The organism is Hymenobacter latericoloratus, assembly GCF_014199535.1.
Classification (GTDB): domain Bacteria; phylum Bacteroidota; class Bacteroidia; order Cytophagales; family Hymenobacteraceae; genus Hymenobacter; species Hymenobacter latericoloratus.
Genome location: NZ_JACHNV010000006.1, coordinates 23,026 through 48,589 on the forward strand (window position 1 = coordinate 23,026; position 25,564 = coordinate 48,589).

Genomic DNA, 25,564 nt, shown 5'->3' on the forward strand with positions numbered 1-25,564 from the left:
GTACAGGGGTAGCAGGTAGTTGGAGTATGGAGGAAAGATAGATGGATAATAGAGGAGGATGGAAGCACAAGAAACTGGAAGTGTCCTTCCTCTACTGTCGATAATCCCTCATCCTTTATCCATCTATCTTTCCTCCTCCTACCTTCGCTTCATGAAGAAAATTGGTTTGCTTTCTGACACGCACAGCTACCTCGACGACCGAATTTTGCACCATTTGCGCGGTTGCGATGAAATCTGGCACGCTGGCGACTTTGGCACGGCGGAGGTGGCGGAAACCCTGGTTGCTCTGGCTCCCCTGCGCGGCGTGTATGGCAACATTGATGGGCAGGACGTGCGCCGCACTCAGCCCTTGGTGCAAAACTTCGCTATAGAAGGCCTGCGGGTGCTAATAACCCACATTGGCGGCTACCCCGGCCACTACAGTCCGGCTGGCCGCACGCTGGTGCAGCAGGAGCGCCCCGGCCTGTTCATTAGCGGCCACTCCCACATTCTCAAAGTGATGCCCGACCCCAAACTGGGCCTGCTCCACCTCAACCCCGGCGCGGCCGGCCGCCACGGTTTCCATAAAGTGCGCACCCTGCTGCGGTTTGAGGTAGCCGCGGGCAAAGTGCAGCAGTTGCAGGTAATTGAGCTAGGCCCGAAGTAAAACGCGGTGCCTTGAACTAAAAAAGCGCCTCTCCCCGCAGGAAAAGACGCTTTAGAATATTCTGGTTGGTACCCACCGACACCGGGGTAGGTGCACCAGACGCGAAAGGCAGCTGACTAAGCGGCGGTTTCGGTCGTGGCTTCGCTCTTGGTGAAGCGGGCTTTCAGCTCGTCGAGGTCCACGTTTTTCAGAACGGGGGTGAGGAGCAGTTGCTTGATAACGCGCTGCTTGTTGTTGGCGCGGGCAATGTTCTTGCGGTGCTTCCGCTTCAGACGGGTAACGCTCATTTTTTCCGGGTCGGTTTAGTCTTTCAGTAAATGAGGGGCAAAAGTAACGACTAAATTTGAAACCGGGAAACCTTTCCCGCTTTTCCCTTCCATAACCCCATGACTGATTCCGTGATTGACCTACGTTCCGATACCGTGACGCGCCCTACCCCGGCCATGCTGGAAGCCATGTTCCAGGCCCGCGTGGGCGACGACGTGTACGAAGAAGACCCCACCGTACGGGCTCTGGAGCAGGAGGCTGCCGCTCGCTTTGGGCTGGAAGCCGGCCTGTTTTGCCCCTCCGGCACCATGACCAACCAGATTGCCATCAAGGCCCACACCGAGCCCCTGTCGGAAGTAATCTGCGAACAGAACTCGCACATTTACCTCTGGGAAGTGGGCGGCATTGCCTTTCACTCGGGGGCCTCAGTAGCCCTGCTGCCCGGCAACCGGGGCCGGCTCACGGCCGCGCAGGTAGAGGCTGCCATCCGGCCCGTGAACGTGCACTACCCCACCACCAGCCTGATTTCCCTGGAAAACACCCACAACCGCGGCGGGGGTAGCTGCTACGCGCTGGCGGAGTTGGAGGCCATTGCCGAGGTAGCCCGCCGCCACCAGATTCCGCTGCACCTCGATGGGGCCCGTATCTTCAATGCGCTGGTGGCTACTGGCCAGCCGGCTCAGGCGTACGGCCGCCTCTTCGATACCATTTCGGTGTGCCTGAGCAAGGGGCTGGGTACGCCGGTTGGCTCGGTGCTGCTGGGCAGCAAGCAGTTCATTCAGAAAACCAAGCGCATTCGCAAGGTAATGGGCGGGGGCATGCGCCAGGCCGGTTACCTGGCTGCCGCGGGCCTCTACGCCCTGGAGCACAACGTAGAGCGCCTCGCCGACGACCACCGCCGCGCCCGGCAGCTGGGCACTACGCTGGCCGCCCAGAGCTACGTAGCCGAGGTGCTGCCCGTGGAAACCAACCTGGTTATTTTCCGCCTCCAGGATACCACCCCGGCCGAGCAATTTCTGGCCCGGTTGGAGCAGCATGGCATCCGGGCAGCCTCCTTTGGCCCCCAGATGATTCGCTTGGTAACCCACCTCGACATCGACGATGCGATGATCAGCCGGGTGGAAGCGGTGCTGGACGCTATGTAGGGCGTTACGCCTCGGCACCCAACCCAAAACGCGCAGCCGGAAACGGAAAGCAGTGTCAGCTTCCGGCTGCGCGCTCTGGTCTTGCATCCAACCGAGCCGAACGTGGCTGCTTTGTCCGGGGGGGGGGGTAGGAAACTAGCAAGGGCGTTGTCAAGGAAATAACCTGGCTATGGCTTGCCCAACGGGCATCGGAGGCTCTTTTCAGCATCTATTACCTCGGGGGCCGGCCAGGGAGGGTGGCACCTCTATTTCCTCCCTCCGCAAGAGCTTGCTTACTTTGCGTCCGCCTACCGCCCCTCCCCTTATGAACCATAACCTCTTTCTGATTGGCGATGTGCATGGCTGCTACCACACGTTTCGGGAGTTGCTGGCACAGTGGCGCCCGGAGGAGGAGCTGCTGGTCCAGACCGGTGACCTAGTGGACCGGGGCCGTTTCGGGCCGGAGTGCGTGCAGCTGGCCCTGGAGCTGGAGCGGCAGTATCCCGGCCGCACGGTGTTTCTGCTGGGTAACCACGAGCACGAAATGCTGAAGCACTTCGGCCCGACCGGCCCTAACCCGGCCTGGCTGGGTTGGGGCGGCCGGGCTACGGTGCAGCAGTACCAGGGCCGCCCCGAGCTGCTCCAGCAGCACCTGGGCTGGCTGCGGCAGCGGCCCTTCACCTGGGAAAACGATTATGTGCTGGTCAGCCACGCGGGCTTTGCCCACACGGATGCGCCCCTGGATGCGGAAAACATGGATGGCGTGCTCTGGCGACGGGGCCCGCTGCGCAACATGGGCCGGCGGCAGGTAGTGGGCCACACGCCCACCGACACCGGCGCCCCTACCTTCGATGCGGCCGCCAACGTGCTGTACATTGATACGGGTGCCTGTTTTGGCCGCAACCTGAGTGCCCTGCGGCTGTCGTTCACGGGCGAATTGCTGGGGGAAGTTTTAACTCCGACTTCCCTGCTGGATATTGTGCTGACCTAGCCCCTTGCCGCCCTGCCTCATGTCTGTCCCTCCCCCGCCCAATTCTCTGAGCCCCGCCTTGCAGCACCTGACCCAGGCTGATTCGGTTTTGGCCCGAATTATCCAACAGGGTCGCCCCATCGAGCCTTCCGCCCACGAAGACCTGTACCTGGCTTTGCTGCGGGCCATTGTCAGCCAACAGATTTCCACGAAGGCGGCGGCGGCCATCTGGCGGAAGGTGCAGGCCCTGTTCCCACCCGAGGGCTACCCCGAGCCGGCCGCGTTACTCTCTCTATCTGATGAGGAGCTACGGGCGGCGGGCATCTCGCGCCAAAAAGCCGGCTACCTGCGCGCCATTGCCGATTTTGCCCGCCGCAACCAGCTCGACCACGCCCACCTCAGCCAGCTTTCGGCGGAAGAATTCACCCAGCACCTGACCCAGATTAAAGGGGTAGGCCGCTGGACCGCCCAGATGCTGCAGATGTTTGCCCTCGACCAGCCCGACGTGTTCCCGGAAGGCGACCTGGGCATTCAGAACGCCATGCGCCGCCACTACGGCCTGCAGGAAACCGGCCGGGCCCTGCTGCGGCGCATGCTAGAACTGGCTGAGCCCTGGCGACCTTACCGGACCCTGGCCAGCAAGTACCTATGGCAGTCCTTGGACAACGCGCCGGGGTAGGCCCTACGCCTCGGGGTTGCCGTTGCGCTCGTTGCGGCGGGCATCCCAGATGCCCAACCCAATGGCTATGAAGGTGGAAACAAAAGGCACCAGCAGGCCAAACAGCAGCCAGGGCCAGAACCGCCGGCCATACATGTGCGCGATGTAAACGGTCATCACCGCCGACAGCAGGCAGACAGGCAAGGCAAAAAACAGCAGGTTGAGGAAATCCATAAAGCAAAAGTACGCAGAAGCCTAGTGGTAGCCGGCGGGCACTTGCGGCAGCTGCGCCCCTGGTTGCCAGTTATGCGGCTTCATATTCGGGTAAAACCACGCCGCCCCGGCTGCCAGCCACTGGGCGCGGTACGCCCGGGCTGAATCGGGGGTGTAATCCTGGTAGCCGAACTCCACTCCACAACACGCGCAGGTGCTGAAATCCGGCGTGTGCCCATCCGGCCCCCACGGCGACTCGTCGTAATCAAGGCCGCACACCCGACAGTACCACACTTCCATACAGTACAACAGCTGGTTACCGGGCTTTGCCGCGCTTTACCAGGTAGGCGTACAGCACCTTATCGAAGGGCTCCCGGATGTCCACGGGCACGAAGTCAATTTTATACTGCCCGCAGCGCAGGGCTAGCTCCTGCTCGTAGCGGCGCATGGTGGCCTGGTACTGCTCGCGCACCTGGGCGGGCTGCAGCTTGATGGTCTGGCCGGTTTCGAGGTCCTCGAAGAGGTAGGGCCGGTCCTGGAAGTTAAAGCTGGCTTCGGTGGCGCGGTCCATGACGTGAAAGAGCAGCACTTCGTGGTGCTGGTGGCGCAGATGCTGCAGGGCGGCCAGGGTTTCGGTTTGCTCCTCGGGGGCCCGGCCCAGCATATCCGAGAACAGCACGACCAAGGAGCGTTTCGGGATTTGCTGGGCAATGGCATGAATCACGCCCGACACGTCGGTGCGGGCGCGGCCGGGGGTAGCGGGGCGCTCCAGCAGCTGCTGCAGGGTCAGGAGCAGGGTGTGGCGGTGGGTGCTGGTGGAGCGCACGGGCGTTTGCAGCTCCACCTGGTCGGAGAAGGTGACGAGACCCACGGCGTCGCGCTGCTTTTGCAGGAGCGTGGTAATGGCCGCCGCGCACAGCACCGAAAACCGCAGCTTATCGTGCGAGGGCGCGGGGTAGTACATGCTGGGGCTCACATCGAGCAGCAGGTGGCAGCGCAGGTTGGTTTCCTCTTCGTAGCGCTTCACGAACAGCTTATCAGTGCGCGCAAATACTTTCCAGTCGAGGTGGCGGGTGCTTTCGCCGGGATTGTAGAGCCGATGCTCCGAGAACTCCACCGAAAACCCATGGTAGGGCGACTGGTGCAGGCCGGTAATAAAGCCTTCCACCAGCTGGCGGGCCAGAAACTCCAGATTTTCGAACGAGCGGATAGCGGCTAAGTCGAGGGGTTGGGCCATAACAGCGGGGTAGGAAAACGGCGGAAGGTAGCCCTAAGGTACAAGGAAACCCGCGGCGGGCAGCCTGTTGGCAGCAACAGCCGGCATATGCGGGCGGTTCGGTTTGACGCAGGCGGCCAGCCAGCAGCTCACTCCGCTTAAGCACACCCCCGACCATGTTTCTACCCTTCAGCAGCAGGGAAGCGGAAGCTGAGCCCTAAGGCAGTTCATGGAGGAGCTTAGCTGTGTTCTTGACTACACGATCAATATATAAATTTCAGTATATTAATCTTGCTTTTATACCAGTCGCTCATGTAGTGCTCCGAATCGACACATCTGGCTTATTTTTCACACTTTGCGAGGTTTTGACAGCCCAAGGCCCGGAAAAGGAAAAAGCCAGCCTTCAAATTTTTATATATGATTGAAAGCACGTATTTTGCGCTGAACTTCAATCATCTTGGAATAACAAAAATTTACCGGAAGGAACTGTGGAAGACCGTCACGACCAGGAAGAAATTTACTCCCAGCGCATCAAAGCCGGCAAGCGCACGTACTTTTTTGACGTGAAAGCTACCCGCGGCCAGGACTACTATCTGACCATTACGGAGAGCAAGCGTCGCCTGCGCGACGACGATACCTTCTCCTACGAGAAGCACAAGATTTTCCTCTACAAGGAAGATTTTCTCAAGTTTGTGGATGCCCTGCAGGATGCCGTGGATTACGTACGCGAAGAGCTGCTGACCCCCGAGGAGGTAGCCGAGCTGGACCGCCCCCGCCCCGCCTACGACGAGCGGGAAAGCAACTACAACCGCGCCGACGACACCTACTAACCAGCACCGCCAGCCTAGCGAAACACACCCTACTCAGCATTTTTTTGCTTCTTGTTATACGGCGCGTCCGGCTTTGGCCAGGCGCGCCGTTCCGCGTTCTGGCCCGCTGGCCACGTGCGCTACCTTACGCGCCGTGCTTTCCCCGTAAAAGTGCCGTACCTTTGCGCCACGAATTGCCCTTTGGGGGCAACTCACCATCTCACTAACTCACTATTTCACCGTCATATGGGTCTCCGCTGCGGTATCGTCGGCCTGCCGAACGTGGGCAAATCCACGCTGTTCAACGCTCTTTCTAACGCCAAGGCCGAGTCGGCCAACTACCCCTTCTGCACCATTGAGCCGAACGTGGGCGTGATTACCGTGCCCGATGAGCGCCTCCAGATTCTGGAGCAGCTGGTAAACCCCAAGCGCGTGCTGCCTACCATCATTGAGTTCGTGGACATTGCGGGGCTGGTAAAAGGTGCCTCCAAGGGTGAAGGGCTGGGCAACAAGTTCCTAGCCAACATCCGCGAAGTGGACGCTATTATCCACGTTATCCGCTGCTTCGACGACCCCAACATCGTGCACGTAGCCGGCGGCGTTGACCCCGTCTTCGACAAGGACGTAATTGATACGGAGCTGCAGATTAAGGATCTGGAAAGCATCGACAAGAAGCTGGCTAAGTCGGAGCGTTCGGCCAAGAGTGGTGATGCCGTGGCCAAGAAAGAGGTAGCGGCCCTGCAGCGCTTCAAGGAAGCCCTGGAAGCCGGCCAGAACGCCCGCGCCGTGCAGGCTACCCCCGAGGAGCTGGAAGCCGTAGCCGATCTGCAGCTGCTGACCATCAAGCCGGTGATTTACGTGGCCAACGTGGACGAGGCCAGCATTCAGGACGGTAACGCCCACACGGCCGCCCTGCAGGCCCACGTAGCCCAGGAAGGCGCCGAAGTGGTGCTGGTATCGGCCGCCATTGAGTCGCAGATTGCCGAGATGGAAGACCCCGAGGAAAAGGAAATGTTCCTGGCTGAATACGGCCTGAAAGAGTCGGGCCTGAACCGCCTGATCCGCGCTTCCTATTCCCTGCTCAACCTGATTACCTACTTCACGGCCGGCGTGCAGGAAGTACGCGCCTGGACCATCCACAAGGGCGACAAAGCTCCCCAGGCCGCCGGTGTTATCCACTCCGACTTCGAGAAGGGCTTTATCCGGGCCGAGGTTATCAAGCTGGCCGACTACCAGGAGTACAAGACCGAGGTAAAGATCAAGGAAGCCGGCAAAATGGCCGTAGAAGGCAAGGACTACGTGGTGCAGGACGGCGACATCATGCACTTCCGCTTCAACGTGTAATCACGGATTCCCTACCCTCTCCTATGGAAGTTAAAGACAGCAACGGCAACCCGCTCACCGAAGGCGACTCGGTTACCATTACCAAGGACCTGAAAGTAAAGGGCATGGCGCAGGCGCTAAAGCGTGGCACCGTGGTCAAAAACATCCGCCTCACCAACTCGCCCGCCGAGATTGAAGGCCGCGCCGGGGGTAGCATGCTGGTTATCAAAACCGAATTCGTGAAGAAAGCCTAGTCCTGCCTCTGCAGTAGCGTTGTAACTTAAGCGCCCCGGTCAAATGGTTCGGCCGGGGCGCTTTGCCTTTATATCTTATTGCTATGAAGAAAGTAGGATGGCTGATACTATTCGCAGCAGCGAATAGTTGCAATAGATATCCTCGCATAATCAATGAACGAGGTATCCTTGTCTTAGATCAATCACGGAATTGCACAAGTTCCGACTACTTCATTCCCTGTGAAATCAACGATACTATTCCGTTAGGCAAGACTGTATCACAAATTGACGCGCACATTGCTCGTAGCGTTAATCCAAATCAGTTTCAATTTGCCATCATGCGCACATCGTGGGAAAGTGCAGCTGATTCCTTTTATGTCAAGAGAAAGGACTTCAGGAAGCAGTATATATCTGCTGCTGAACTCACACTTGAGTGGGACTATGATACGCCAGAAGCTACTATTGATTCCATCCGTATTGCCGGCTCTATTCTAATAAATCGCTTGTATCCAGGTCGGTATAGAATAACAAGCATCAAACAGATCATTCTTCCCGAATAGAGAGCTGGTTATTCAGCTAAGCCTCAACACGAAGTTCTGCTTACTTCCTAAACGCAGTTCCAGGCAAAACAAAAGAGGCACTTTGAATAAGTATCTCTTTTGTTTTGCCTGGAACTGTATTCTATTTCCCTACCACCTTAAACAACATACCGGCCGTCATTTTATCGGTGGTTTTCATGCCGTTGAGGATAGCCATTTCCTCGTAGCGTTTGCTCGGGATGCCGTTGGCGGCGAGGGCCGAGGCCAGCGTCTGGCCGGCTTTGGCGGTTTTGATGCGGATGCGCTCGGGTTGCTTATTGAGCTTGGCGGCATCGGTGAGGCGGCGGTAGTTCTGGGCCGTGCGCTGGAACTGCGGGGCGTACGTGCTGAAATCGTTGGGTGAGGTCAGGCCCACGAAGGCGTAGAGGCTCTGGCCGTCCTGGATGATGTAGGTGAGGGTGCGGGCCGTGATGCCCTGCTGGCCGGTTCGCTGGTCCTGCCCTACCTGGTCGCCCTGGATGGCAATGGCTGAGAAGCCGTTGATGGTGGTGCGGCTGGCCTGGGCATTCTGCAGCTTCAACTGCTCGGCCAGGCTTTGCGCGGCAGCATCGAGGGCGCCATTACCGGCGGGCAGCAGCACGATGACGGCTTTGCCGTTGGGCTCGGCCATCTGGAACTGGCTGGGCGAGTTCTGCGACTTCCAACCCGTTGGTATCGGGAACTGGAACTTCAGATCGGGGTGGTAAAACACGCTGTTTTCCACATAGCCCTCGCGCGGATTGTCGCCGTAGGCCAGCCCGTCAATCAGGCGCAGGTACTGGTCGCGGTTGACGGCCAGCTGGCGGCCGGCTTGCTGCTCGGCCTGCTGGGCCAGCTTTTTCACGTTCGTGTAGCGGTCGGCGGAGTTGGGGTGCGAGGACAGGAACGTGGGCACGGTGGCGGCCCCGCTGCTTTGCTCGGTACGTGCGAGGGTCAGAAAGAAATCGGCCATGGACGCCGGGTCGTACCCGATTTTGCTGGAATACTTCACCCCCAGCTTATCCGATTCGTTTTCGTCGTCGCGGCCATACTTGAGCAGGCCCAGGCCCACTACCTGCGAGGCCGGCTGGGCAATGGAGGCAACGCGTTTGGAAAGGATGGAACCCAGAATCAGGGCCCCGTTGGCAATGGTGGAGCGGGTCTGCTGCTTCTGGCCGTGGCGGGCCGTAATATGCCCGATTTCGTGGCCGAGTACCCCGCTGAACTGTGCCTCGTTGTTGAAGTGGGCCAGAATACCGCGCGTGAAGTACACGTGCCCATCGGGGGTAGCAAAAGCGTTGATAATGGGCGAATCGACAACAGTAAAGCCTTTGACGTCGGCGGGGCGGTCGGAAATGCGCCCCATCTGCATGCCCTTCTGATCAATGTAGCTCTGGAGCTTGGCATTGTCGAGCAGGCCAAACTGGGCAATTACCTGCGGGTCGGGCTGAGCGCCTTGCACGGGAGCGGCCGGCAGCGCGGCGGAAGAGACAGTGGCGGGCTGGGAGCCGCTCAGCGGGAGCAATAAAGCCAGCGTAGCACCGGCGTGCAGAACAGAGGTGAAGGTAGGGTACATGAGTGAGAGAGCTAGGGTGGTGAGCCAGGAGTAGGAATACGCCTGCAACGAAGCTCCGCGGCCGGAAGGTTACAGAACCGCTATCCACTAGACCAATTCCGTGCCGATTCAGATAGTCGGCTACCATGCGCGGTTTTCCAGACGGTGTAGCAAAGGTTGGAAATACGCCCACATCCTGTTGCCTGCTCCTCGTGGGGTGCTCAGGGGCTGGCGTTCAACGATTGAAACGCGAGTAGGCGTCACTACATCATACAGGAATCGACTACACGGAAACCGGATAATGCATTAACTGATTTTATGAAATTATTTTAATAATTAATATTAATTAACTAATTATACCCTATCATTCACCTTCACTCCTCATTCCATCTTCTAGCATGAAAAAGACTACTCAAATGGTGCTTTGCGTTACGTTGGCTTTGGCAGGCAGCAGCGCTTACGCCCAAAACAACCTGACCACGGTACAGCAAGTAGGCGACGATAACGCCGCCACCGATACGCAGCGCGGCAGCCGCAATACCATTGCCGTACTGCAAAGCGGGACAGGTAACACGGCTACGGGCACGCAGGCGGGCAACCGCAACACGCTGCAGCAAACCCAAAGTGGCCGCGACTACACCGCCACGGCCACTCAAACGGGTATCCGCAACGCTGTTACCCAGTCGCAGACGGGAAACTCCTTAGGCGCAGGTAACGTAGCCGCCGTGCAGCTCGGCAACGATAACCAGAGTACGCAAACCCAGGTAGGCCAGGGTACGACATCCGTCATCCAGATTGGCAGCCGCAATGAGGCCCTGCAGGATCAGCGGGGCCGGGCCCTGCAGGCTTCCATCAATCAGGTAGGAAATGCCAACACCGCCGAGCAGCACCAGGAAGGCTCAGGGAGCACTGCAACGCTTTCCTCGGCAGGCAACCGCAATTACTCCTACCAGAGCCAGCGCGGCATCAGCCATGAAGCTACTGGAGTGCAGGTAGGCAACGACAACCGACTGGTCCAGACGCAGTCATCTGGGTATAACACAGCCTCGGCCCGGCAGCTTGGCAACCGCAACGTGGCCGAGCAAAGCCAGAGCGACGGCTTGGGCAACCAGGCGGTCGTGGAGCAAACCGGCTCCGACAACCGGGCTTACCAGGCCCAGGGCCTGGGCGTTTCGGGTGGCGGCAACCAGGCCTTCATCGAGCAGGACAGCTTCAACAGCGTAGCCAGCCAACAGCAGGCCGGCATTCTGAACGAGGCCCGCACATACCAGGGCCTTTCGGGCCAGAGCAGCACGGTAGCCCAGAACGGCACCGGCCACGAAGCGGTAGTACACCAGAACCATCCGTAGCACCGCTACGGCTTAACCCGTTAGCATGAGCGTACTACAACAGCGACGCCCTGGTACTAGGGCGCCGCTGTTGCTTTCAGGAAGAAGATGATTTTAGGGCTGGCGCCCGTTTACGGTAATAGTCTGGTAGCCGATCAGCAGATCGGAGCGGGTGCCGGGCGGGCGGTAGTACACCAGCAGGTCGTAGCGGTTTTCGGTTTCCTGGTGGCTGCCTTCCCAGTACACGCTGTTGGGGCCCTGGGGCGTTTGCACGGCGTAGAGGTAATTATAGTAGCCCTGTTTGAGCAGGGCGTGGCCGGTGTACTGCTGGGCGGCGGCATCGTACGTGAGCTTGAACTCGTCGCGGAACTGCCAGTCGGACAGCGCCCCGATGACGTACACCGGACCGGGCGCGGGCTGGGCGGCGCGCAGCTGAAACGTCACGTCGAGGTAGTCGGCGTTGGTGGCGCCGTTGCCGTACTCGCGGCTCTCAATCACACGCTGCCCGTTGATGTCGTCGTACTGGGAGTAGGCTTGGCCGTTGCGAGTGGCCTCGGGCAGCAGCAGGGCGGCGCGGGGGGTAGCCTCCGGATCAATGCGGGCCACGCCAACCCCCAGGGAGCGGAACGTGCGCAAATCAACGAAGCGGAACTCGCTCAGGGCCGGGAAGGCGTTTTCGAAGTTGAAGTACTGATAATCCAGCTGGCGCTCGGCGTCGCGCACGAAGGTGGGGCGCAGGTTGTACCTGGCATTGTCCCAGCGGTAGTTCTGGCGCAGCACCACCTTCACTTCCTGGGCCGGGTTTACTAGCTGCATGGTGTAGCGGATACCGAAATCGAGCTGTTGCAGGGTGTAGCGCTCCTGCCCGGCCACCGGAATGCCCTGGCGCAGGTACACCTGCACGCCGCCTTCCTCGAACACCAGCACCCGCCGGCTCAGCAGGGGCGTGCCGCCCGGCCCCTGCACCACCCACAGGTAGTTGCCCGAGAGCTTCACCCGCGGCATCTGGAGGCGGTAGTGGTAGTAGGGCACTTTAGTGCTCACCGAGGCCCGGTAGTCCGTGATGGTTTGCTCATTGATTTCCGACAGAAACTGCATGTCCGTCAGCACGGAGGGCTGCCAGTTCAGGTCGCAGTGCACTAGCTTGGCCGTGAGGCGCTGCCCCTGCCCGGCCAGCACGTCGAACTCCAGCACCGCAGGCTGGCCCTGCGCCAGCGGCACTACGGGCGGATTAAACACTTCATTCACTTGCCCCGTGGGCACGTAGCACTGCACCGTGCGCACGTTGGGGTCATAAATAGCATCCTCATACCGCAGGGCTTTGTCGGCGTAGTACTCGGGGCCGCGCTGGCCGGGGGTGGCGGGGCGGCGGGCGGCGTTGGGGTCCGTGATGGGCGTGCCCAGAGGCACGCAGGCCGTAGCCGTCAGGAGCAGAAAGGCGGGCAGGAAACGGTAGCGCATAAGAACGAATGTAGGCGATACGGCGCACTTATAGCGCACACGGGCGGCAGCACCCCGGCTTAGGGGCAGCAGATAAAAATACCGGCGTTAATGAACCGCCCACTAGGCCGAAGACGGCCGCCCACCAGGCCCAAGCAGGCGTAACCGTACGGTAATCATGGCTTTAAGAAGCCTTAACCTGGGCATAAACCACACGAAACAGTGGGTTTCGTACTTGCGGCGCATTCCAATCCACACGCACGTATGAAACCTACCTCTACCCTTCTGGCGGCTTTGCTGAGCGGCAGCACCGCCGCGCTGGCCCAAACGGCCTGCCCCACCCTGCCCGAGGACCACATCAGCCGGTTCACGTCGGTGCAGCCTTCCACCCAGCCCCAGGACCTGCGCCTTCCCTCCACCCATACGTTTCAGATGCTGGCGCAGGGGGGTGATGCCTACACCAACGCGGCCGATGGCAGCCTGCTGGATGCCTTCGACTTTACGGGCTACGCTCCTATAAGCGGCAGCAGCACCAACGGCTACCTCTCCATCAACCACGAGGGCTCCGGCACCACCTCGGGGGTAAGCATGCTTAGCCTGAATTTCAACGCTACCTCCAAACTGTGGAACGTAACGGCCAAGCACCCGGTAAACTTCGGCCCTGTGCTCGGTACCATCAACAACTGCTCGGGCACCGTTACGCCCTGGAGCTCTATTGTGACCTGCGAGGAAAATCTGGGCCCCACGAACCCGGTAGATACCAACAACGACGGCTACCTGGACTCGGGCTGGAATATAGAAATTGACCCTGCTACGCACACGGTGAAAGACCAGAACGGCGACGGCAAGCCGGACAAGCTGTGGATGATGGGCCGCCTGAAGCACGAGAACATTGTGGTGGCGGCGGACCTGCGCACGGTGTACGAAGGCGCCGATGACGGTTCCGCCAACAGCTTCGTGTATAAGTTTGTGGCGGAGGCCGCCGGTCAGCTGGGCAAGGGCAAGCTGTATGCCCTCCAGCTGGGCGGCGCCATTGGCACGGCCACCACGGGCACCTGGATTCAAATCCCGAACTCTACCCCCACGGAGTGCAACAACACCACCACGGCCGCCAGAGCCCTTGGGGCCACCAGCTTCAATGGTGTTGAGGACATTGAAATCAGCCCGCTTACCGGCCAGATCTACTTCACGGCCAAAGGCCCCGGCACTACCTACCGCTTCACCGATTCAGGCGCCACCGGTACTACCATCAGCAGCTTTGAAATCTTCGCGGGCAACTCGCCCACGGTAACCGACCAGGCGTACACCATCAACTACGGTACCGGCACCATTGCGGAGCGCTGGGGCACCGGCAACGATAACCTCACCTTTGATTCCAAGGGCAACCTGTACGTATTGCAGGATGGCGGCCGCAACCACATCTGGCTGATTAAGCCCTGCCACACGCAGGCTACCCCCGCCGTGGAGCTGTTTGCCGTAACGCCCGCTGGCTGTGAGCCCACCGGCATGACGTTCTCGCCCGATGAGCGGTTCATCTTCGTTTCCATGCAGAGCCCCGACGAGAAGAACACGCTTGCTACCCCGGATGCGGCGGGCCAAGCGGTAGTGTTCAACAAGTCCACCGCCCTGGTGATAGGCCGCAAAGGCACGCTGGGCACCGCCGCGGCCCTGAGCACGGCTAAACCAGAGCTTAGCAAGGCCGATGTATATCCGAACCCCGTGAGCACCGACGAGCTGACCATTGCCCTGTCGGGCCGGCTGCGGGAAGCGGCTACCCTCACCGTGTACAACGCCCTGGGCGCCCGCGTACTGGAGCAGTCGGCTACCCTGAGCCAGGGCCAGAACACGCTGAAGCTGACCGTGAGCCAGCTGCACGGCGGCCACTACAGCCTGGTAATCAAAACGGCTACCACCCTCACCACTCGTCATTTTATAAAGCAGTGAGGTCGGGCGTACTTTTCCTGTTAACTATACTCGTTGTTGCCCTGCAGGCCGTGCAGGGCAACACGTGTTTGGCGCAGTGCGCCACAAAGGTTTCGCACTCCCTGCCTGCTGCCCTCCACCAGCCCGCCTGCGTTACGGAGCTAAACCTGCGGGGCCAGAACCTGGAATTACTGCCCCAAAACATAGAGCAGCTGCGGCGGCTGCGGCTGTTGTTTGCCCACGAAAACCATCTGCGCCACCTGCCCAGTAGCCTCACGCAACTGGATAGCCTGCGGGTACTGTTCATCAACAAGAATAGCCTGCTGGATTTACCGCCGGCCCTTGGCAGCCTGCACCGGTTGCGGCAGCTGCAGATTGAGCAAAACATGCTCACGGAGCTGCCGCCCAGCATTGGGGCCCTCGACAGCCTGCGCTACCTGATGGGGGCTTACAACAACTTTACTTCCCTCCCCGAGCAGGTAGGACAGTTGGCGCAGCTGGAGTACGTAGATGTTTCGCACAATCAGCTGCTGTTTCTACCCGCCTCCGTCCGGCGCCTGCGCAACCTGCGCTACGTGTATCTGAACGACAACAAGCTGCAGCGCCTCCCCGCCCACTGGGAAAACCTGGGCAAGGTGGAAGAGCTGAACCTGGCCAACAACCAGTTGGAGGAGCTGCCGGAAAGCCTGGGCAACTGCCGGCAGCTGAAGGTTTTGATTCTTTCGGGCAACCAGTTAAAGCAGCTCCCCAAAAGCCTGGGCAAGCTGCAGAATCTGGAAATGCTCATTGCCAACGATAACCAGCTGACGGCCTTGCCCAAAAGCCTGGGCAGGCTGAAAAAGCTGAAAACCGTCATTGTGCGCAACAACACCTTTAGCCCGCAAGCCCGCCGCGCGGCCGAAGCGCGCCTGCCCGGAGCCACATTTCACTTCTGATGCACACCCGCTCACTACCCCTAGGCGGCCGCCTGGCTCGCTCCTTATTGCTGGGGCTGGCGGGGCTGCTATTTTCCTTCGCGGTGCTTTACCAGTCGCCCGCCGAGAAGGTAAAGGCCTACTACACCCGCCACCTGCAGCAGCTGCGCACCCGCTTGCAGCGCCTGCAGCAAACCGCCTACACCGCCGATACTACCCGCCTGCGCCAGCAATTCGCGGCCTGCCGCCAGGAGTACAAGTGCCTGGAGTTTGCCGTGGAGTACTACTACCCCCACGCGGCCCAGCGCATCAATGGGGCGGCCCTGCCCGAAACCGAGCCCGGCGAGCCGGGCGAGGTCATTCAGCCCACCGGCTTTCAGGTGCTGGAAGAGTACTTGTTTGCTACCCCCGACACGCGCGCCAACCGCGACCTGGTACATCAGGAAACCGACAATCTGCTTTACCAGGTGCGTTACCTGGAGCAGCAGCTGCCCTTGCTGGTTTTTCCGCCCGAGGAAGTGTACGACGCCCAGCGCCTGAACCTGTACCGGCTGGCGGCCAAAGGCTTGTCGGGCTTCGACTCGCAGGCCGCGCATGCTTCCCTGCCCGAAGCGGCGGCTACCCTGCACGCGGCCCGGGAAGTGCTGGCGCTGAGCAATGCCCCGGCCATCCTGACTCAACTGCTGGAACGAAGTGCCGCCGCCGTGGCCCGCCCCGGGCAGAATTTCAATGGCTTCGACCGGGCCCGGTTCTTTACCCGCTACTTCAATCCCGCCCTGGCTGCTTTGCGCCAGGCCCAAACAGAGCAAGGTATTCCGTTTACAGCCACGCGCCGCGCCGTGCGGCCCGATGCCGCCAGCTTTTTCGTGGCCGATGCCTTTGACCCTGGCTTCTTCGCTCCCACGGACGCCGCCCCGTCTACTCCCGCCGTACTGGCCCTGGGTGAGGCCTTGTTCAGAGAGCCGCTGCTGTCGGGTAAGGCGGGGCGCTCCTGCGCCAGCTGCCACCAACCCGACCGGGCCTACACCGACGGGCTGCGCGTGAACCGCTCCCTGCTGGCCGAGGCGAAGTTGGAGCGCAACACGCCTACCCTACTCAACGCCGCTCTGCAGCCCGACCAGTTTTACGACAGCCGGGTGCATTTCCTGGAAGACCAGGTGCACGCCGTGGTCACCAACAAAGCCGAAATGGGCGGTCAGCTTCACGAGGTTCCGGCATTGCTGCGCCGCAAAGCCGCCTACCCCCGCCTGTTTGCCCAAGCCTTCGCCACCGAGAAGCAGCCCGTCACGGAGCGCAACATCCGCCGCGCCGTGGCGGCCTACGTCCGCTCCCTGGTGGGCCTCAACAGCCGCTTCGACCAGTTCCTGCGCGGCGATACTACGGTGCTCGGCAACCAGGAAATACTGGGCTTCAACCTGTTCATGGGCAAGGCCCAGTGCGGCACCTGTCACTACCTGCCTTTGTTCAACGGCACCGTGCCGCCCCTCTACGACAAAACCGAAAGCGAAGTGCTGGGCGTGCCCGCCACCGCCAATGCAGCGGCCCTAAAGCTGGACACGGACCCCGGCAAGTTTCTGCTCTACGGCGTGGCCCACCAGCGGCACGCCTTCAAAACGCCCACCGTGCGCAACGCGGCCCTCACTGCCCCCTACATGCACAACGGCGTGTACCAAACCCTGGAGCAGGTGCTCGATTTCTACAACAGGGGCGGCGGTGCCGGCCTGGGCCTTGCCGTACCTACCCAAACCCTGCCGGAAGACAAGCTCGATTTGACTACCGCTGAGCAGCAGGCTATTATTGCCTTTATTAAATCTTTGAACGACACGCAGGGGGTAGTATATTGAGAGAAGCTGCTCTAATGTGTCGCTTTTAGTACGCTATACCAGCTATATTATTTCACGCAAAAGCTATAACACAAATCGAGGTTATTCTCGTCATCCGACGTCCTATCTTATACTTATATAACACTCGCAATTAACAAGATGAACCTGCTTGGCTATGAAATACAGAAGCGAATATGAGCAGCAGAAGGACGCACGGTTTGTTTATATATGCAACCTAATATTCTCTGGACTAGGTGGTGGAGTTGTTGGCGCTGTTCTATGCATACTACTGAATGCCCTGTTTCTGCATGTAGATCTGTATGGGTCATGTTTGTATGCCATACTATCATTGATCCTTGGGGCATGTACGTCAGTAGCCATTTGTGCGCATCACAACACCCGTACTGAATAATGCAGGTGCACTCAAGTAAACTATTGTATCCTGTTATATTAAAAGCTCAAAAGCCCCGCCCGGAAGCAAATAGCTTCCGGGCGGGGCTTTTCCATTCTATCAAGCGGGTTCTACATCTCCGCCAGCATTTCCCAACGGTCATTCAGCTGGGCTAGCTCTTTTTTTACCTGCTCGAATTTGAGGGTAGCATCTTTGAGTTGGGCGGCGTTCTGGTAAATCTGCGGGTCGGCTAGCTGGGCTTCGTACTGGGCCAGCTCCTTTTCCCGCTCGTCAATCTTCTTCTCGACTTCGGCCAGCTCTTTCAGGGCTTTTTTCTGGTCGGGCGAAGGGGTTTTAGCGGGCGCGGCTTCTGCTTTCTTTTCCTCCTTGGGCAAGGGCTTGGGGGCCGAGGGCGAGGGTAGGCCAGCCTTCTTGGCCGCCTTTTCCCGGTCTTCCTGCCACTGCTCGTACTCGTTGTAGGTGCCGGGGTACTCCTTCAGCTGGTAGTCCTCAATGTACCAGATCTTGTTGGCCACATTCTCCACGAAGAAACGGTCGTGACTAATCACGATGTAGGTACCCTGGTACTGCTCCAGCGCCTGAATCAGGATGTTCACCGACTGCATGTCCAGGTGGTTGGTCGGTTCGTCGAGGAGCAGGAAGTTGGCTTCTGAAATCAGGGTTTTGGCCAGAGCTACCCGGCTTTTCTCACCCCCGCTCAGCACCTTGATTTTCTTGTACACGTCGTCGCCGGTGAACAGGAAGGAACCCAGCACCGAGCGCAGTTCCATTTCTGAGCGCTTCGAGCCGGCCTCAATCATTTCCTGCAGAATCTCGTTCTCAATGCGCAGGCTTTCCAGCTGGTGCTGGGCGTAGAACGACATGATGACGTTGTGGCCGAGCTGGTGGTTGCCGGTGGTGGGGGCTTCGGAACCCGCTACCAGGCGCATCAGGGTAGATTTGCCCTTGCCGTTGGCGCCAATCAGGGCAATTTTGTCGCCGCGCTCAATGTGTACGTGGGTGTCGCGGAAGATGAGCTTTTCGCCGTACTTCTTGCCTACGTGCTCCATGCGCAGGATGTGGCGGCCGGGCGTAACGGTGAAGTTGAACTTGATGTTCACGCGGGCATCATCGGCAGCTACGTCGTCGATGCGCTCCAGCTTATCCAGCATCTTCACGCGGCTCTGGGCCTGCTTGGCCTTCGAGGCTTTGGCTTTGAAACGCTCAATAAAGCGCTCAGCCTGCCGGATCTGGGCTTGCTGGTTTTCGAAAGCGCCTTTCTGGATGGCGTTGCGCTCCTCCTTTTCTTCGAGGTAGAACGAGTAGTTGCCGGCGTAGGGCACCAGCTTGCCGCCCGTTACTTCCACGGTGGTGTTGGTGGTGCGGTCCAGGAACTCCCGGTCGTGCGATACGATGATAACGGCACCTTCGTAGCCAGCCAGATAGTTTTCAATCCACTTAATGGAGGGCAAGTCCAAGTGGTTGGTTGGTTCGTCGAGGAGGAGCAGGGAAGGCTGCTGCAACAGAATTTTTGCCAGCATTACACGCATGCGCCAGCCCCCCGAGAACAGCTTCAGGGGGCGCTGCAGCTCCTCGGTAGTAAAGCCCAGGCCTTCCAGAATTTCCTCGGCGCGGGCCTGCATGGTGTAGCCGCCCAAGGCTTCAAAACGCTCCTGCAGAGCGGCCAGCTTTTCTACCAGGTCGTCGGTGTAGTTGGTTTCAAACTCCAGCAGCACCTCGTCAATCTTCTTCTGAATCTCCAGCGCCTCGGCAAACGCCTGCATAGCCACCACCAAAATGGACTCATGCGAGTCGTAGCTCAGCAAATCCTGGTTCAGGAAGCCCAGGCTGACGTCCTTGCTCATGGAGATGCTACCGCCATCGGGCTTGTACTCACCCACCAGAATACGCAACAGCGTGGATTTGCCCCGGCCGTTCAGCCCGATGAGGCCAATCTTATCCTTGGGCTTGATATGCAGGTTGGCCTTGTCGTAGAGCGTACGCGAGCCGAAATGAAAGTCGAGGTCAGTAATGGAAATCATCCTACTTTGCGGGGCTTTGAAGCCGCAAAGGTACGGGTTTAGCAGGAGGGTATTCGTATTCGGAAAGGAGCTTCTACGAAAAGCTCATCTTGCTTTGCCGAAGCTGTTAGCGGCTCCTATCTTCACGGCAACGTACGGGAAACACCCCTCCAACACGGTTGCCTATGAACGGCGAAACCCCGGCTGGTGGAACAACCGGGGTTTCAAGAAGCGGGTGCTGGTACACCCTAACTTCTACTCGGAAATGAAGAAGGTGAGTACGGAAGGGAAACAAGCTGGCAAGGCCGGTTGGTTTCCTGTTTTCCTGGAGCTGAGTAAAACAGCTTTGGGAGCGGTCATTAGAGCCGTAGTAAGCTACTGGCTCGAACACCGGTAAAAGGTGGCAGGTGGCCCGTTTGGCTGCCTGCCATTTTTGCGTTTAACTGCTACAAAGATGGGAAGGTTATACAAATAATCAACACTTGTTGAAATTTCCATTACAGGGAGTTAAGCCAGCCTTTCCTATACCCCTTCAAACACCTCGGCCCACTCTATCTGCAGCTCGGGCAGGGTAGCCACCGGAATTAGGCCGGGCGTGTAAAACTCACCGCGCAGCTCGTAGCGGCCTTCCTCGTTTAACAGATACACGACTACGTTTTTCTGCTCGGGGGTTACTATCCAGTACTCGCGCACGCCTACCTCCTCGTAGAGGTCAAACTTCTCCTTGGTGTCGCGGGAAACGTTGCCGGGTGAGAGGATTTCGATAATCCAGTCGGGGGCGCCGAGGCAGCCTCGCTCGTCCAGCTTCTGCGGGTCGCAGATAACGCAGATATCGGGCTGCACTACGGTTTCGATGCTGGCGTCGCCGTTGGGGGTAGCGCGGGTCAGGCGCACATCGAAGGGAGCATGATACATCTTGCAGCTCTTGCCGCGCAGAAACTGCATGATGGGAAACTCAATATTCCGAGTAATATCCTGGTGCTGCCGCTTCGGGGCGGGGCTCATCAGGCGCACCCGGCCCCGGATCAGCTCTACCCACTCCGAGAGCTGCCACGTTGCGTAGTCGGCGTAGGTGTAGCGGCGCGTCAGGTCGAGTTGGGAAAGCTGCGTGATGAGAGCCATAGGAAAGCAGTATCAGGTCTTAAGCAAAGATAACAACTACAAGTGCGAGATATTTAGCCGCCGCTTTGTGGTGAACTGCCCAAACCGCCCCTTGCCGGCCCCGTACACCTGCGCATGAACTCTCGCCTCTCCCTCCTACCCCTTGCCCTGCTCTTAACCCTGGTAGCGGCCTGCCGCTCCGAGCAGGAAACCTCCGTAGCCGAATCCCGCGACAATGTGCCCGCCGCCGTAAAGGGCGAGCAATCAACAACGGAAACAGTAGGCAATACGGGCCGCAACCACGGCTACATCCGGCGCTTCTACCAGGAGAAAGGCCAGTATTATGTCACCGTTGACTACATCCAATTCCTGAACGGGGCCGATGCCGTGGCGGCAGCCCAGCGCAAGGGCGACGCCGTGATGGACGTGCAGAACGGCGACACCATCTACTCCGTCTTCAACGATTACTACATCGTGAACGACAGCCCGCGCCAGCGTACGTTCCGCCTCAGTGATAAAGCCGTGCTGACTTTCTGGAACAAAACCGGGGAGCTGCGCCAGTACAACCCTACCCCCTCCGAGGTGCTGAACCAGGGCACCGATGTGTTTCGCTACGCCCCCTTCATCGTGGAAACCAAGCAGGGCGTGGTGACCGGCCTGGCTGAGCAGTACGTGCCGTAAGCAACCCCAGGTAGGGAGTTTTTGGAATGAAAAATCGACTTGCCGCAGGCCGGGGCCGTATAAGCCAGCATCTGTTCATGTTACTACCCCCTTTTACTATGGCAACCAACGACCCCACCAATAACGTGACTGAAAACGATGACCTCGCGGAACGCGCCGCCCAGGGCCGGCAAGCCGGCAGCCCGGTGGGCCAGTCGTCGGGCAAGCCCAGCTACGGCGTGGGCGGCTACGAGCTGAACCTGGATGCCGAAGCCGGCGACGAAGGCGGCTCGGGCAGTGCCACCTCGGCCAACGAGCGCACCAGCCGCGGCCGCAGCCAGGACTCCGACACCGAAGACGACGCGAAATAGCCCGCTTCCAGGCCAACGGCTACCCCTGCTACCAAACACAACGACCCGCCGAGGCGGGTCGTTGTGTTTGGTAGCAGGGGTAGCAAAACCACCACCTACAGGTTCTCGATGGCCGTGTGGCTTAGGCTGCCATTGGCAATGCCTTTCAGCTCTTTCTCGTGTTTGAGCACGTTGCTGAATGCGGCCTTCTGCTGGGGTGTTTTCAGGCTGGCTAGGGCGGCGGAGCTGTCAATCTTGTTTTCGATGACGCTGGTCAGGGCCGCGATAAAGATGTCGTGAGCATCGTTGGCACTCAGGATGTGGCCCATGGGCTTGGTTTCCTGCGCGATAATCCAGCCCAGGCGCGAGGCGGCCAGGCGTTGGTTGGGCGTGCCGTGGTGGCCGCTACTCGTGAAGCTGCAGTCGCCGATGTTGTAGAACAGCTCGAAGAACTCGGCGGCGCGTTTCCAGTTGTAGGTGGCTCCGCGCTTGTGGGTGAGGTAGTAGCTGGAGAAAAAGTCGGCTTCCAACTCAGTTTTGCGGGTTTGCTCCGGGGTACCAACCCGGGGGCCGTACCAGGCGGTGTAGTTGTTGAACTGCACCTGGTGGCCCCACTCGTGGGCCAGAATGCCGGCGAAGGTCACGCCTTCCTCAACCCCGGCATCGGTCATCACCTGCACAATACCGTCGCCAATCACAATCAGCTTATCGGTGGTAGCAAATCCATCAAACGAGAGCAGGGGCGAGGTTTTGAAGGCCGCGCTGGGCTGAATGATGTTGGCAATGATAAAGTCGGCGTTGGCATAGGCGTCGGCCGCCGATAGCCCGGCGAAGTTCACGTACACGGCGGCAATAGCGTCGCGGTTCTGCAGGGTGCGGGTATGCTGGCCGACCAGGGTAATCTGGTTGGGCATGCTCCAGAACGATTCCAGGTCGCGCTTGTGCTTGGCGGCGAAGTTGGTTTGGCTACCGTCGGCCCCAAAGGTTTGCCGGCTGCCATCGAGGTAGGTATAGAGCTGGTTGATGGTCACGAGCAAATCGTACCACTCCCACTCCAGTGCCCCGAACGCGTTGGCGTAGGGGTTGATGGCCGTATTGAAGGGGGTAGGGCCGCAGGTGCTGGGCACTACGGCGTGGGCGCCGTTAGCGGCCAGCGTTTTGCTGAAGACATCGTATGAACAATTCGCCCCGGCGGCCAGCAGCTTGGCTTTATCGAGCTTGAATTTGCCCTCGCCAACCGTCTGGCTGCTGGTAACGGCGGCCGCTTGACTGGCCTGCGGCTGCACGGCGGCAATTTCGTTTTCCTTTTCGCAAGAAGAGGTCAGGAAACCAATACCGCTGCAAAGCAGCGCCAGCGTAAGTGATTTTAACTTCATGTACGAAGGGGATTGTGTTTTTGGGTGGATAAGTATGACATGATGTAGCTCTAAACCTAATCAAAATATTTAAAGTAATACTCGAAATAGTTATGATAATCCACTACTACTATATAGCACCCGTTAGGTATTGCAACCCAAAACTTCCATCTACGGCCTTTAGGCGCAGAAAAAAGCCCGAAGAAAACGTCACGCGGATGCGGCATTCCCTTCGGGCTATTCTATGCTAACTGACTACTCTGCGTACTACCCTAAAAACGGAGCCTTAAACCCGGGAGCCGAGCGCTTCTTGGAGGCCTGCTCGTAGGCATACGCCAGCGTGAGCAAAGGGCCTTCCTGGTAAGCGCCGCCCACAAATGAAAGGCCCACCGGCAGCCCGTGCACCTGCCCCATGGGCACCGTAATGTGGGGGTAGCCCGCCATAGCCGCCGGCGACGAAAAGCCCGGTCCGCCACCGGAGTCGCCGTTAATCAGGTCGATGCAGCGGGCGGGGGCGTTGGTAATGGCTACCAGGCCGTCGAGCTTGTTTTCGCGCAGCACTGTATCAAGGGCGGTGCGGGCGCCCTGGTGCGACTTGCGCAGGGCGGACTGGTACTTGGGGCTCTGCAGGCCTTCCAGCTTATTGGAGGTTTCCAGGATTTCCTGCTGGAAGAAGGGCATGGCCTTGGCTTTGTTGTCGGTGTTGAAGCGGATGACATCGGTGAGGGTTTTCACGCCCGCGCCGGCCGTTGCCAGGTACTTGTTCACGCCGTCCTTGAACTCGTAGAGTAGGACATCGTACTCTGCCTCCCCCAGCGGGTCGGTTTGTTTTTCCACCTCTACTTCCACCACGGTAGCCCCCTGGGCTTTCAGCAGCTCCACCGCTTGCTTGAGCAGCGGAATGGCGTCGGAAGCACCCGTGAGGTGACCTTTCTCCACGCCCAGGCGCTTGCCTTTGAGGCCGTTGGGGTCGAGAAACTTAGTGTAGTCGGGCTGCGTTTTGCCGCTGCTTTCCCTGGTTCCGGCATCGGCGGCATCTTCGCCGGCCAGGGCGCCCAGCAAAATGGCCGCGTCGCGCACGGAGCGGGTCATGGGGCCGGCCGTGTCCTGGGTGGCAGAAATAGGAATGATACCGGTGCGGCTCCACAACCCCACCGTTGGCTTAAAGCCCACCAGCCCGCAGCACGAGGCCGGCGACACAATGGAGCCATCAGTTTCGGTGCCAATGGCCAGGGCGCACAGGTTGGCCGCCGCCGCCGCCCCCGAGCCGGAGCTGGAGCCGCTGGGCGTGCGGTCGAGGATGTACGGGTTCTTGGTTTGGCCGCCGCGGCTGCTCCAGCCGCTAGTGCTGCGCGTGGAGCGGAAGTTGGCCCACTCGCTCAGGTTGGTTTTGCCCAGCACCACGGCCCCTGCCTCGCGCAGCTTCCTCACGATAAAGGCATCCTGCTGCGCCTTATGCCCGGCCAGGGCCAGGGAGCCGGCAGTGGTTTGCTGCTGGTCGGCGGTGTCGATGTTGTCTTTGATAAGCACCGGAATACCGTGCAGCGGGCCGCGCAGCTTGCCGTTTTTACGCTCCTCATCCAGCTGGTCGGCCAGCTTGAGGGCGTCGGGGTTGGTTTCCAGCACCGAGTTCAGCCGGGGGCCGGCCTTGTCCACCTGTTCGATGCGCTGCAGGTACAGCTCCGTAATGCGGCGGGCGGTGAGCTGTCCGCTTTTCATCTTCTCCTGCAGCTCGGCCACGGTGGCTTCGTGCAGCTCGAAGCTGGTATCGGGGCCGCCATCAGCCGCCGCGTCCCCATCGGCGGGGTTGGTGGTTTTTTCGGGGGTAGTGGAGCAGGCCCCCAGCGAAAGAGTAGAGAGAGCCAAGCCGGCGAGGGAGCCGTTGCGCAGGAAAATTCGGCGGTTCATAGCGAGTAGGTTTGTGCCTTCAAGATAGCGGGAATCTGATGCAACGCCTAGCCGGCCGCCGCTTACCCTTCTCTCCTTAGCCCTGCTCTCCTGGGGGAAGGATGTATGCTGGCGGAAGCGAACAGGTGTGCCGGAGCGCCACTGGCTACCACTTCTCGATTATATCAGCTATGTTCATACATTAAATGTTGCTACCCCTCCGGCGGGGGTGCTCCGCTTGGGCTAGCCTGGGCCAAGGCGGGCTCTGCATGCCGTTGATATATCTGCCCTTTCCCTTCCCACGTTCTACCTGCTTTATTAATTTTTCTCTTTTTTCTACCTCCTGCGTTTAGTATGTATGCAGCACATTATCCTGGAAACTCCCGGCCTCGTTATCAGCTACGATTATACAAATCAATGGCTTTACGCCGACTGGCGGGGCGAGCATGACCAGGATTCCACGCGGGCCGGGTGCGGCCTGATGCTGGAGGCCCTGAGCCAGTGGCCTTCCAGTAAAATTCTCAACGACAACTCCAACGTTACGAGCATCGCCGTGCAGCTTACCACCTGGGGCATAGGCTGGCTGCAGGCCATGTACGTGGCCGGGCTGCGGTACCTGGCCTGGATTTACTCTCCGGCTACCCATAATCCACAAGTTGTCCAAGACATCATCCGGACTACTAACAAACCCATAGTGGCTTCTTTCCATGACCTGCCCAGTGCCCGCATCTGGCTGCGGCAGCAAAAAGCCACCACCTGACTTGCCGCTGAGTGTAGTCCCGAGCCCGGCCTCGGGCCTG

The 25,564-nt window shown here is 59.5% G+C and carries 26 protein-coding genes; 16 read left to right on the plus strand and 10 right to left on the minus strand.

Annotation, left to right across the window (positions count from 1 at the left end):
• Window positions 1–151: 151 nt before the first annotated feature.
• Window positions 152–646, plus strand: a complete 495-nt coding sequence (locus GGU46_RS17170; protein WP_183404798.1) for a metallophosphoesterase family protein — start codon at window positions 152–154, stop codon at window positions 644–646.
• 116 nt (window positions 647–762) lie between these two features.
• On the opposite strand, the gene GGU46_RS17175 is transcribed toward GGU46_RS17170, so the two are convergent.
• Entirely contained in the window at window positions 763–933 is a 171-nt protein-coding gene (locus tag GGU46_RS17175; RefSeq protein ID WP_183404799.1) for a hypothetical protein, read from the minus strand.
• A 99-nt stretch (window positions 934–1,032) separates the two neighbouring features.
• Here GGU46_RS17175 and GGU46_RS17180 point away from each other — a divergent pair, with 99 nt between their 5' ends.
• The 3 genes from GGU46_RS17180 (at window position 1,033) to GGU46_RS17190 (ending at window position 3,686) form a co-directional block, all read left to right on the plus strand.
• The gene (locus GGU46_RS17180; RefSeq protein WP_183404800.1) at window positions 1,033–2,058 is read left to right on the plus strand and encodes a threonine aldolase family protein; all 1,026 of its coding nucleotides are present in this window, start codon (window positions 1,033–1,035) and stop codon (window positions 2,056–2,058) included.
• 304 nt (window positions 2,059–2,362) lie between these two features.
• A complete protein-coding gene (locus GGU46_RS17185) occupies window positions 2,363–3,028 on the plus strand; it encodes a metallophosphoesterase (protein ID WP_183404801.1) in 666 nt (221 codons plus the stop codon).
• Window positions 3,029–3,047: 19 nt separating this feature from the next.
• Window positions 3,048–3,686: a DNA-3-methyladenine glycosylase family protein gene (locus tag GGU46_RS17190; RefSeq protein WP_183404802.1), complete on the plus strand. Its 639-nt coding sequence runs from the start codon at window positions 3,048–3,050 to the stop codon at window positions 3,684–3,686.
• Window positions 3,687–3,689: 3 nt separating this feature from the next.
• On the opposite strand, the gene GGU46_RS17195 is transcribed toward GGU46_RS17190, so the two are convergent.
• From GGU46_RS17195 to GGU46_RS17205, 3 genes are read right to left on the minus strand one after another with little or no spacing between them, the layout of a single operon-like run.
• Complete coding sequence (locus GGU46_RS17195) at window positions 3,690–3,899, minus strand: hypothetical protein (protein WP_183404803.1); 210 nt, start codon at window positions 3,897–3,899, stop codon at window positions 3,690–3,692.
• 21 nt (window positions 3,900–3,920) lie between these two features.
• The gene (locus GGU46_RS17200; protein WP_183404804.1) at window positions 3,921–4,178 is read right to left on the minus strand and encodes a hypothetical protein; all 258 of its coding nucleotides are present in this window, start codon (window positions 4,176–4,178) and stop codon (window positions 3,921–3,923) included.
• A 16-nt stretch (window positions 4,179–4,194) separates the two neighbouring features.
• Window positions 4,195–5,115 (minus strand): DUF58 domain-containing protein, encoded by a 921-nt coding sequence (locus tag GGU46_RS17205; protein ID WP_183404805.1) that lies wholly within the window; start codon window positions 5,113–5,115, stop codon window positions 4,195–4,197.
• A 467-nt stretch (window positions 5,116–5,582) separates the two neighbouring features.
• On the opposite strand from GGU46_RS17205, the gene GGU46_RS17210 reads away from it, so the two are divergent.
• The 4 genes from GGU46_RS17210 (at window position 5,583) to GGU46_RS17225 (ending at window position 8,019) form a co-directional block, all read left to right on the plus strand.
• Window positions 5,583–5,924 carry a DUF3276 family protein gene (locus tag GGU46_RS17210; protein WP_183404806.1) on the plus strand — a complete coding sequence of 114 codons (342 nt, stop codon included), beginning with the start codon at window positions 5,583–5,585 and terminating at the stop codon, window positions 5,922–5,924.
• A 225-nt stretch (window positions 5,925–6,149) separates the two neighbouring features.
• Window positions 6,150–7,247: a redox-regulated ATPase YchF gene (gene ychF, locus GGU46_RS17215; RefSeq protein ID WP_183404807.1), complete on the plus strand. Its 1,098-nt coding sequence runs from the start codon at window positions 6,150–6,152 to the stop codon at window positions 7,245–7,247.
• A 23-nt stretch (window positions 7,248–7,270) separates the two neighbouring features.
• Window positions 7,271–7,480 carry an alkylphosphonate utilization protein gene (locus GGU46_RS17220; RefSeq protein ID WP_183404808.1) on the plus strand — a complete coding sequence of 70 codons (210 nt, stop codon included), beginning with the start codon at window positions 7,271–7,273 and terminating at the stop codon, window positions 7,478–7,480.
• 83 nt (window positions 7,481–7,563) lie between these two features.
• Entirely contained in the window at window positions 7,564–8,019 is a 456-nt protein-coding gene (locus GGU46_RS17225) for a hypothetical protein (protein ID WP_183404809.1), read from the plus strand.
• A gap of 121 nt (window positions 8,020–8,140) precedes the next feature.
• Here the strand turns inward: GGU46_RS17225 and GGU46_RS17230 are convergent, their stop codons facing one another.
• Window positions 8,141–9,592 (minus strand): M48 family metalloprotease, encoded by a 1,452-nt coding sequence (locus tag GGU46_RS17230; protein ID WP_183404810.1) that lies wholly within the window; start codon window positions 9,590–9,592, stop codon window positions 8,141–8,143.
• Between the two features lie 377 nt (window positions 9,593–9,969).
• On the opposite strand from GGU46_RS17230, the gene GGU46_RS17235 reads away from it, so the two are divergent.
• Entirely contained in the window at window positions 9,970–10,920 is a 951-nt protein-coding gene (locus GGU46_RS17235; protein WP_183404811.1) for a hypothetical protein, read from the plus strand.
• A 93-nt stretch (window positions 10,921–11,013) separates the two neighbouring features.
• On the opposite strand, the gene GGU46_RS17240 is transcribed toward GGU46_RS17235, so the two are convergent.
• Window positions 11,014–12,360, minus strand: coding sequence for a type IX secretion system plug protein (locus GGU46_RS17240; RefSeq protein WP_183404812.1), 1,347 nt, complete (start codon window positions 12,358–12,360; stop codon window positions 11,014–11,016).
• Window positions 12,361–12,603: 243 nt separating this feature from the next.
• On the opposite strand from GGU46_RS17240, the gene GGU46_RS17245 reads away from it, so the two are divergent.
• The 3 genes from GGU46_RS17245 to GGU46_RS17255 are packed head-to-tail and all read left to right on the plus strand — an operon-like array spanning window position 12,604 to window position 17,020.
• Window positions 12,604–14,283, plus strand: coding sequence for an alkaline phosphatase PhoX (locus GGU46_RS17245; protein WP_183404813.1), 1,680 nt, complete (start codon window positions 12,604–12,606; stop codon window positions 14,281–14,283).
• A gap of 50 nt (window positions 14,284–14,333) precedes the next feature.
• A complete protein-coding gene (locus GGU46_RS22490) occupies window positions 14,334–15,197 on the plus strand; it encodes a leucine-rich repeat domain-containing protein (protein WP_183404814.1) in 864 nt (287 codons plus the stop codon).
• Window positions 15,197–17,020, plus strand: coding sequence for a cytochrome c peroxidase (locus GGU46_RS17255; RefSeq protein ID WP_183404815.1), 1,824 nt, complete (start codon window positions 15,197–15,199; stop codon window positions 17,018–17,020). The genes GGU46_RS22490 and GGU46_RS17255 overlap by 1 nt, the downstream gene beginning before the upstream one ends.
• Window positions 17,021–17,521: 501 nt before the next feature.
• Here the strand turns inward: GGU46_RS17255 and GGU46_RS17260 are convergent.
• Entirely contained in the window at window positions 17,522–19,432 is a 1,911-nt protein-coding gene (locus GGU46_RS17260) for an ABC-F family ATP-binding cassette domain-containing protein (protein WP_183404816.1), read from the minus strand.
• Window positions 19,433–19,526: 94 nt separating this feature from the next.
• Between GGU46_RS17260 and GGU46_RS17265 the strand changes: the two genes are divergently transcribed.
• On the plus strand, window positions 19,527–19,808 hold the full coding sequence (locus tag GGU46_RS17265; protein WP_183404817.1) for a hypothetical protein: 282 nt from the start codon (window positions 19,527–19,529) through the stop codon (window positions 19,806–19,808).
• 125 nt (window positions 19,809–19,933) lie between these two features.
• On the opposite strand, the gene GGU46_RS17270 is transcribed toward GGU46_RS17265, so the two are convergent.
• Window positions 19,934–20,533 (minus strand): Uma2 family endonuclease, encoded by a 600-nt coding sequence (locus tag GGU46_RS17270; RefSeq protein ID WP_183404818.1) that lies wholly within the window; start codon window positions 20,531–20,533, stop codon window positions 19,934–19,936.
• Between the two features lie 114 nt (window positions 20,534–20,647).
• Between GGU46_RS17270 and GGU46_RS17275 the strand changes: the two genes are divergently transcribed.
• Window positions 20,648–21,193, plus strand: coding sequence for a hypothetical protein (locus GGU46_RS17275; RefSeq protein WP_183404819.1), 546 nt, complete (start codon window positions 20,648–20,650; stop codon window positions 21,191–21,193).
• A 98-nt stretch (window positions 21,194–21,291) separates the two neighbouring features.
• Complete coding sequence (locus tag GGU46_RS17280; RefSeq protein ID WP_183404820.1) at window positions 21,292–21,543, plus strand: hypothetical protein; 252 nt, start codon at window positions 21,292–21,294, stop codon at window positions 21,541–21,543.
• Window positions 21,544–21,638: 95 nt separating this feature from the next.
• Here the strand turns inward: GGU46_RS17280 and GGU46_RS17285 are convergent, their stop codons facing one another.
• Together GGU46_RS17285 and GGU46_RS17290 are read right to left on the minus strand one after the other, a co-directional pair.
• Window positions 21,639–22,898, minus strand: a complete 1,260-nt coding sequence (locus GGU46_RS17285; protein ID WP_183404821.1) for a hypothetical protein — start codon at window positions 22,896–22,898, stop codon at window positions 21,639–21,641.
• Window positions 22,899–23,144: 246 nt separating this feature from the next.
• On the minus strand, window positions 23,145–24,785 hold the full coding sequence (locus GGU46_RS17290) for an amidase (RefSeq protein ID WP_183404822.1): 1,641 nt from the start codon (window positions 24,783–24,785) through the stop codon (window positions 23,145–23,147).
• Window positions 24,786–25,122: 337 nt separating this feature from the next.
• Here GGU46_RS17290 and GGU46_RS17295 point away from each other — a divergent pair, with 337 nt between their 5' ends.
• Window positions 25,123–25,524, plus strand: coding sequence for a hypothetical protein (locus GGU46_RS17295; protein WP_183404823.1), 402 nt, complete (start codon window positions 25,123–25,125; stop codon window positions 25,522–25,524).
• Window positions 25,525–25,564 lie beyond the last annotated feature (40 nt).

What these genes read in the sequence shown, in the direction of transcription:
- GGU46_RS17225 (WP_183404809.1), top strand. Translation starts at nt 7,564, where the DNA reads ATGAAGAAAGTAGGATGGCTGATACTATTCGCAGCAGCGAATAGTTGC.
- GGU46_RS17170 (WP_183404798.1), top strand. Translation starts at nt 152, where the DNA reads ATGAAGAAAATTGGTTTGCTTTCTGACACGCACAGCTACCTCGACGAC.
- GGU46_RS17235 (WP_183404811.1), top strand. Translation starts at nt 9,970, where the DNA reads ATGAAAAAGACTACTCAAATGGTGCTTTGCGTTACGTTGGCTTTGGCA.
- GGU46_RS17220 (WP_183404808.1), top strand. Translation starts at nt 7,271, where the DNA reads ATGGAAGTTAAAGACAGCAACGGCAACCCGCTCACCGAAGGCGACTCG.
- GGU46_RS17190 (WP_183404802.1), top strand. Translation starts at nt 3,048, where the DNA reads ATGTCTGTCCCTCCCCCGCCCAATTCTCTGAGCCCCGCCTTGCAGCAC.
- GGU46_RS17255 (WP_183404815.1), top strand. Translation starts at nt 15,197, where the DNA reads ATGCACACCCGCTCACTACCCCTAGGCGGCCGCCTGGCTCGCTCCTTA.
- GGU46_RS17240 (WP_183404812.1), bottom strand. Translation starts at nt 12,360, where the DNA reads ATGCGCTACCGTTTCCTGCCCGCCTTTCTGCTCCTGACGGCTACGGCC.
- GGU46_RS17175 (WP_183404799.1), bottom strand. Translation starts at nt 933, where the DNA reads ATGAGCGTTACCCGTCTGAAGCGGAAGCACCGCAAGAACATTGCCCGC.
- GGU46_RS17195 (WP_183404803.1), bottom strand. Translation starts at nt 3,899, where the DNA reads ATGGATTTCCTCAACCTGCTGTTTTTTGCCTTGCCTGTCTGCCTGCTG.
- GGU46_RS17275 (WP_183404819.1), top strand. Translation starts at nt 20,648, where the DNA reads ATGAACTCTCGCCTCTCCCTCCTACCCCTTGCCCTGCTCTTAACCCTG.
- GGU46_RS17230 (WP_183404810.1), bottom strand. Translation starts at nt 9,592, where the DNA reads ATGTACCCTACCTTCACCTCTGTTCTGCACGCCGGTGCTACGCTGGCT.
- GGU46_RS17270 (WP_183404818.1), bottom strand. Translation starts at nt 20,533, where the DNA reads ATGGCTCTCATCACGCAGCTTTCCCAACTCGACCTGACGCGCCGCTAC.
- GGU46_RS17285 (WP_183404821.1), bottom strand. Translation starts at nt 22,898, where the DNA reads ATGAAGTTAAAATCACTTACGCTGGCGCTGCTTTGCAGCGGTATTGGT.
- GGU46_RS17290 (WP_183404822.1), bottom strand. Translation starts at nt 24,785, where the DNA reads ATGAACCGCCGAATTTTCCTGCGCAACGGCTCCCTCGCCGGCTTGGCT.
- GGU46_RS17245 (WP_183404813.1), top strand. Translation starts at nt 12,604, where the DNA reads ATGAAACCTACCTCTACCCTTCTGGCGGCTTTGCTGAGCGGCAGCACC.
- GGU46_RS17260 (WP_183404816.1), bottom strand. Translation starts at nt 19,432, where the DNA reads ATGATTTCCATTACTGACCTCGACTTTCATTTCGGCTCGCGTACGCTC.
- GGU46_RS17185 (WP_183404801.1), top strand. Translation starts at nt 2,363, where the DNA reads ATGAACCATAACCTCTTTCTGATTGGCGATGTGCATGGCTGCTACCAC.
- GGU46_RS17200 (WP_183404804.1), bottom strand. Translation starts at nt 4,178, where the DNA reads ATGGAAGTGTGGTACTGTCGGGTGTGCGGCCTTGATTACGACGAGTCG.
- GGU46_RS17280 (WP_183404820.1), top strand. Translation starts at nt 21,292, where the DNA reads ATGGCAACCAACGACCCCACCAATAACGTGACTGAAAACGATGACCTC.
- GGU46_RS17205 (WP_183404805.1), bottom strand. Translation starts at nt 5,115, where the DNA reads ATGGCCCAACCCCTCGACTTAGCCGCTATCCGCTCGTTCGAAAATCTG.
- ychF (WP_183404807.1), top strand. Translation starts at nt 6,150, where the DNA reads ATGGGTCTCCGCTGCGGTATCGTCGGCCTGCCGAACGTGGGCAAATCC.
- GGU46_RS17295 (WP_183404823.1), top strand. Translation starts at nt 25,123, where the DNA reads ATGCAGCACATTATCCTGGAAACTCCCGGCCTCGTTATCAGCTACGAT.
- GGU46_RS17180 (WP_183404800.1), top strand. Translation starts at nt 1,033, where the DNA reads ATGACTGATTCCGTGATTGACCTACGTTCCGATACCGTGACGCGCCCT.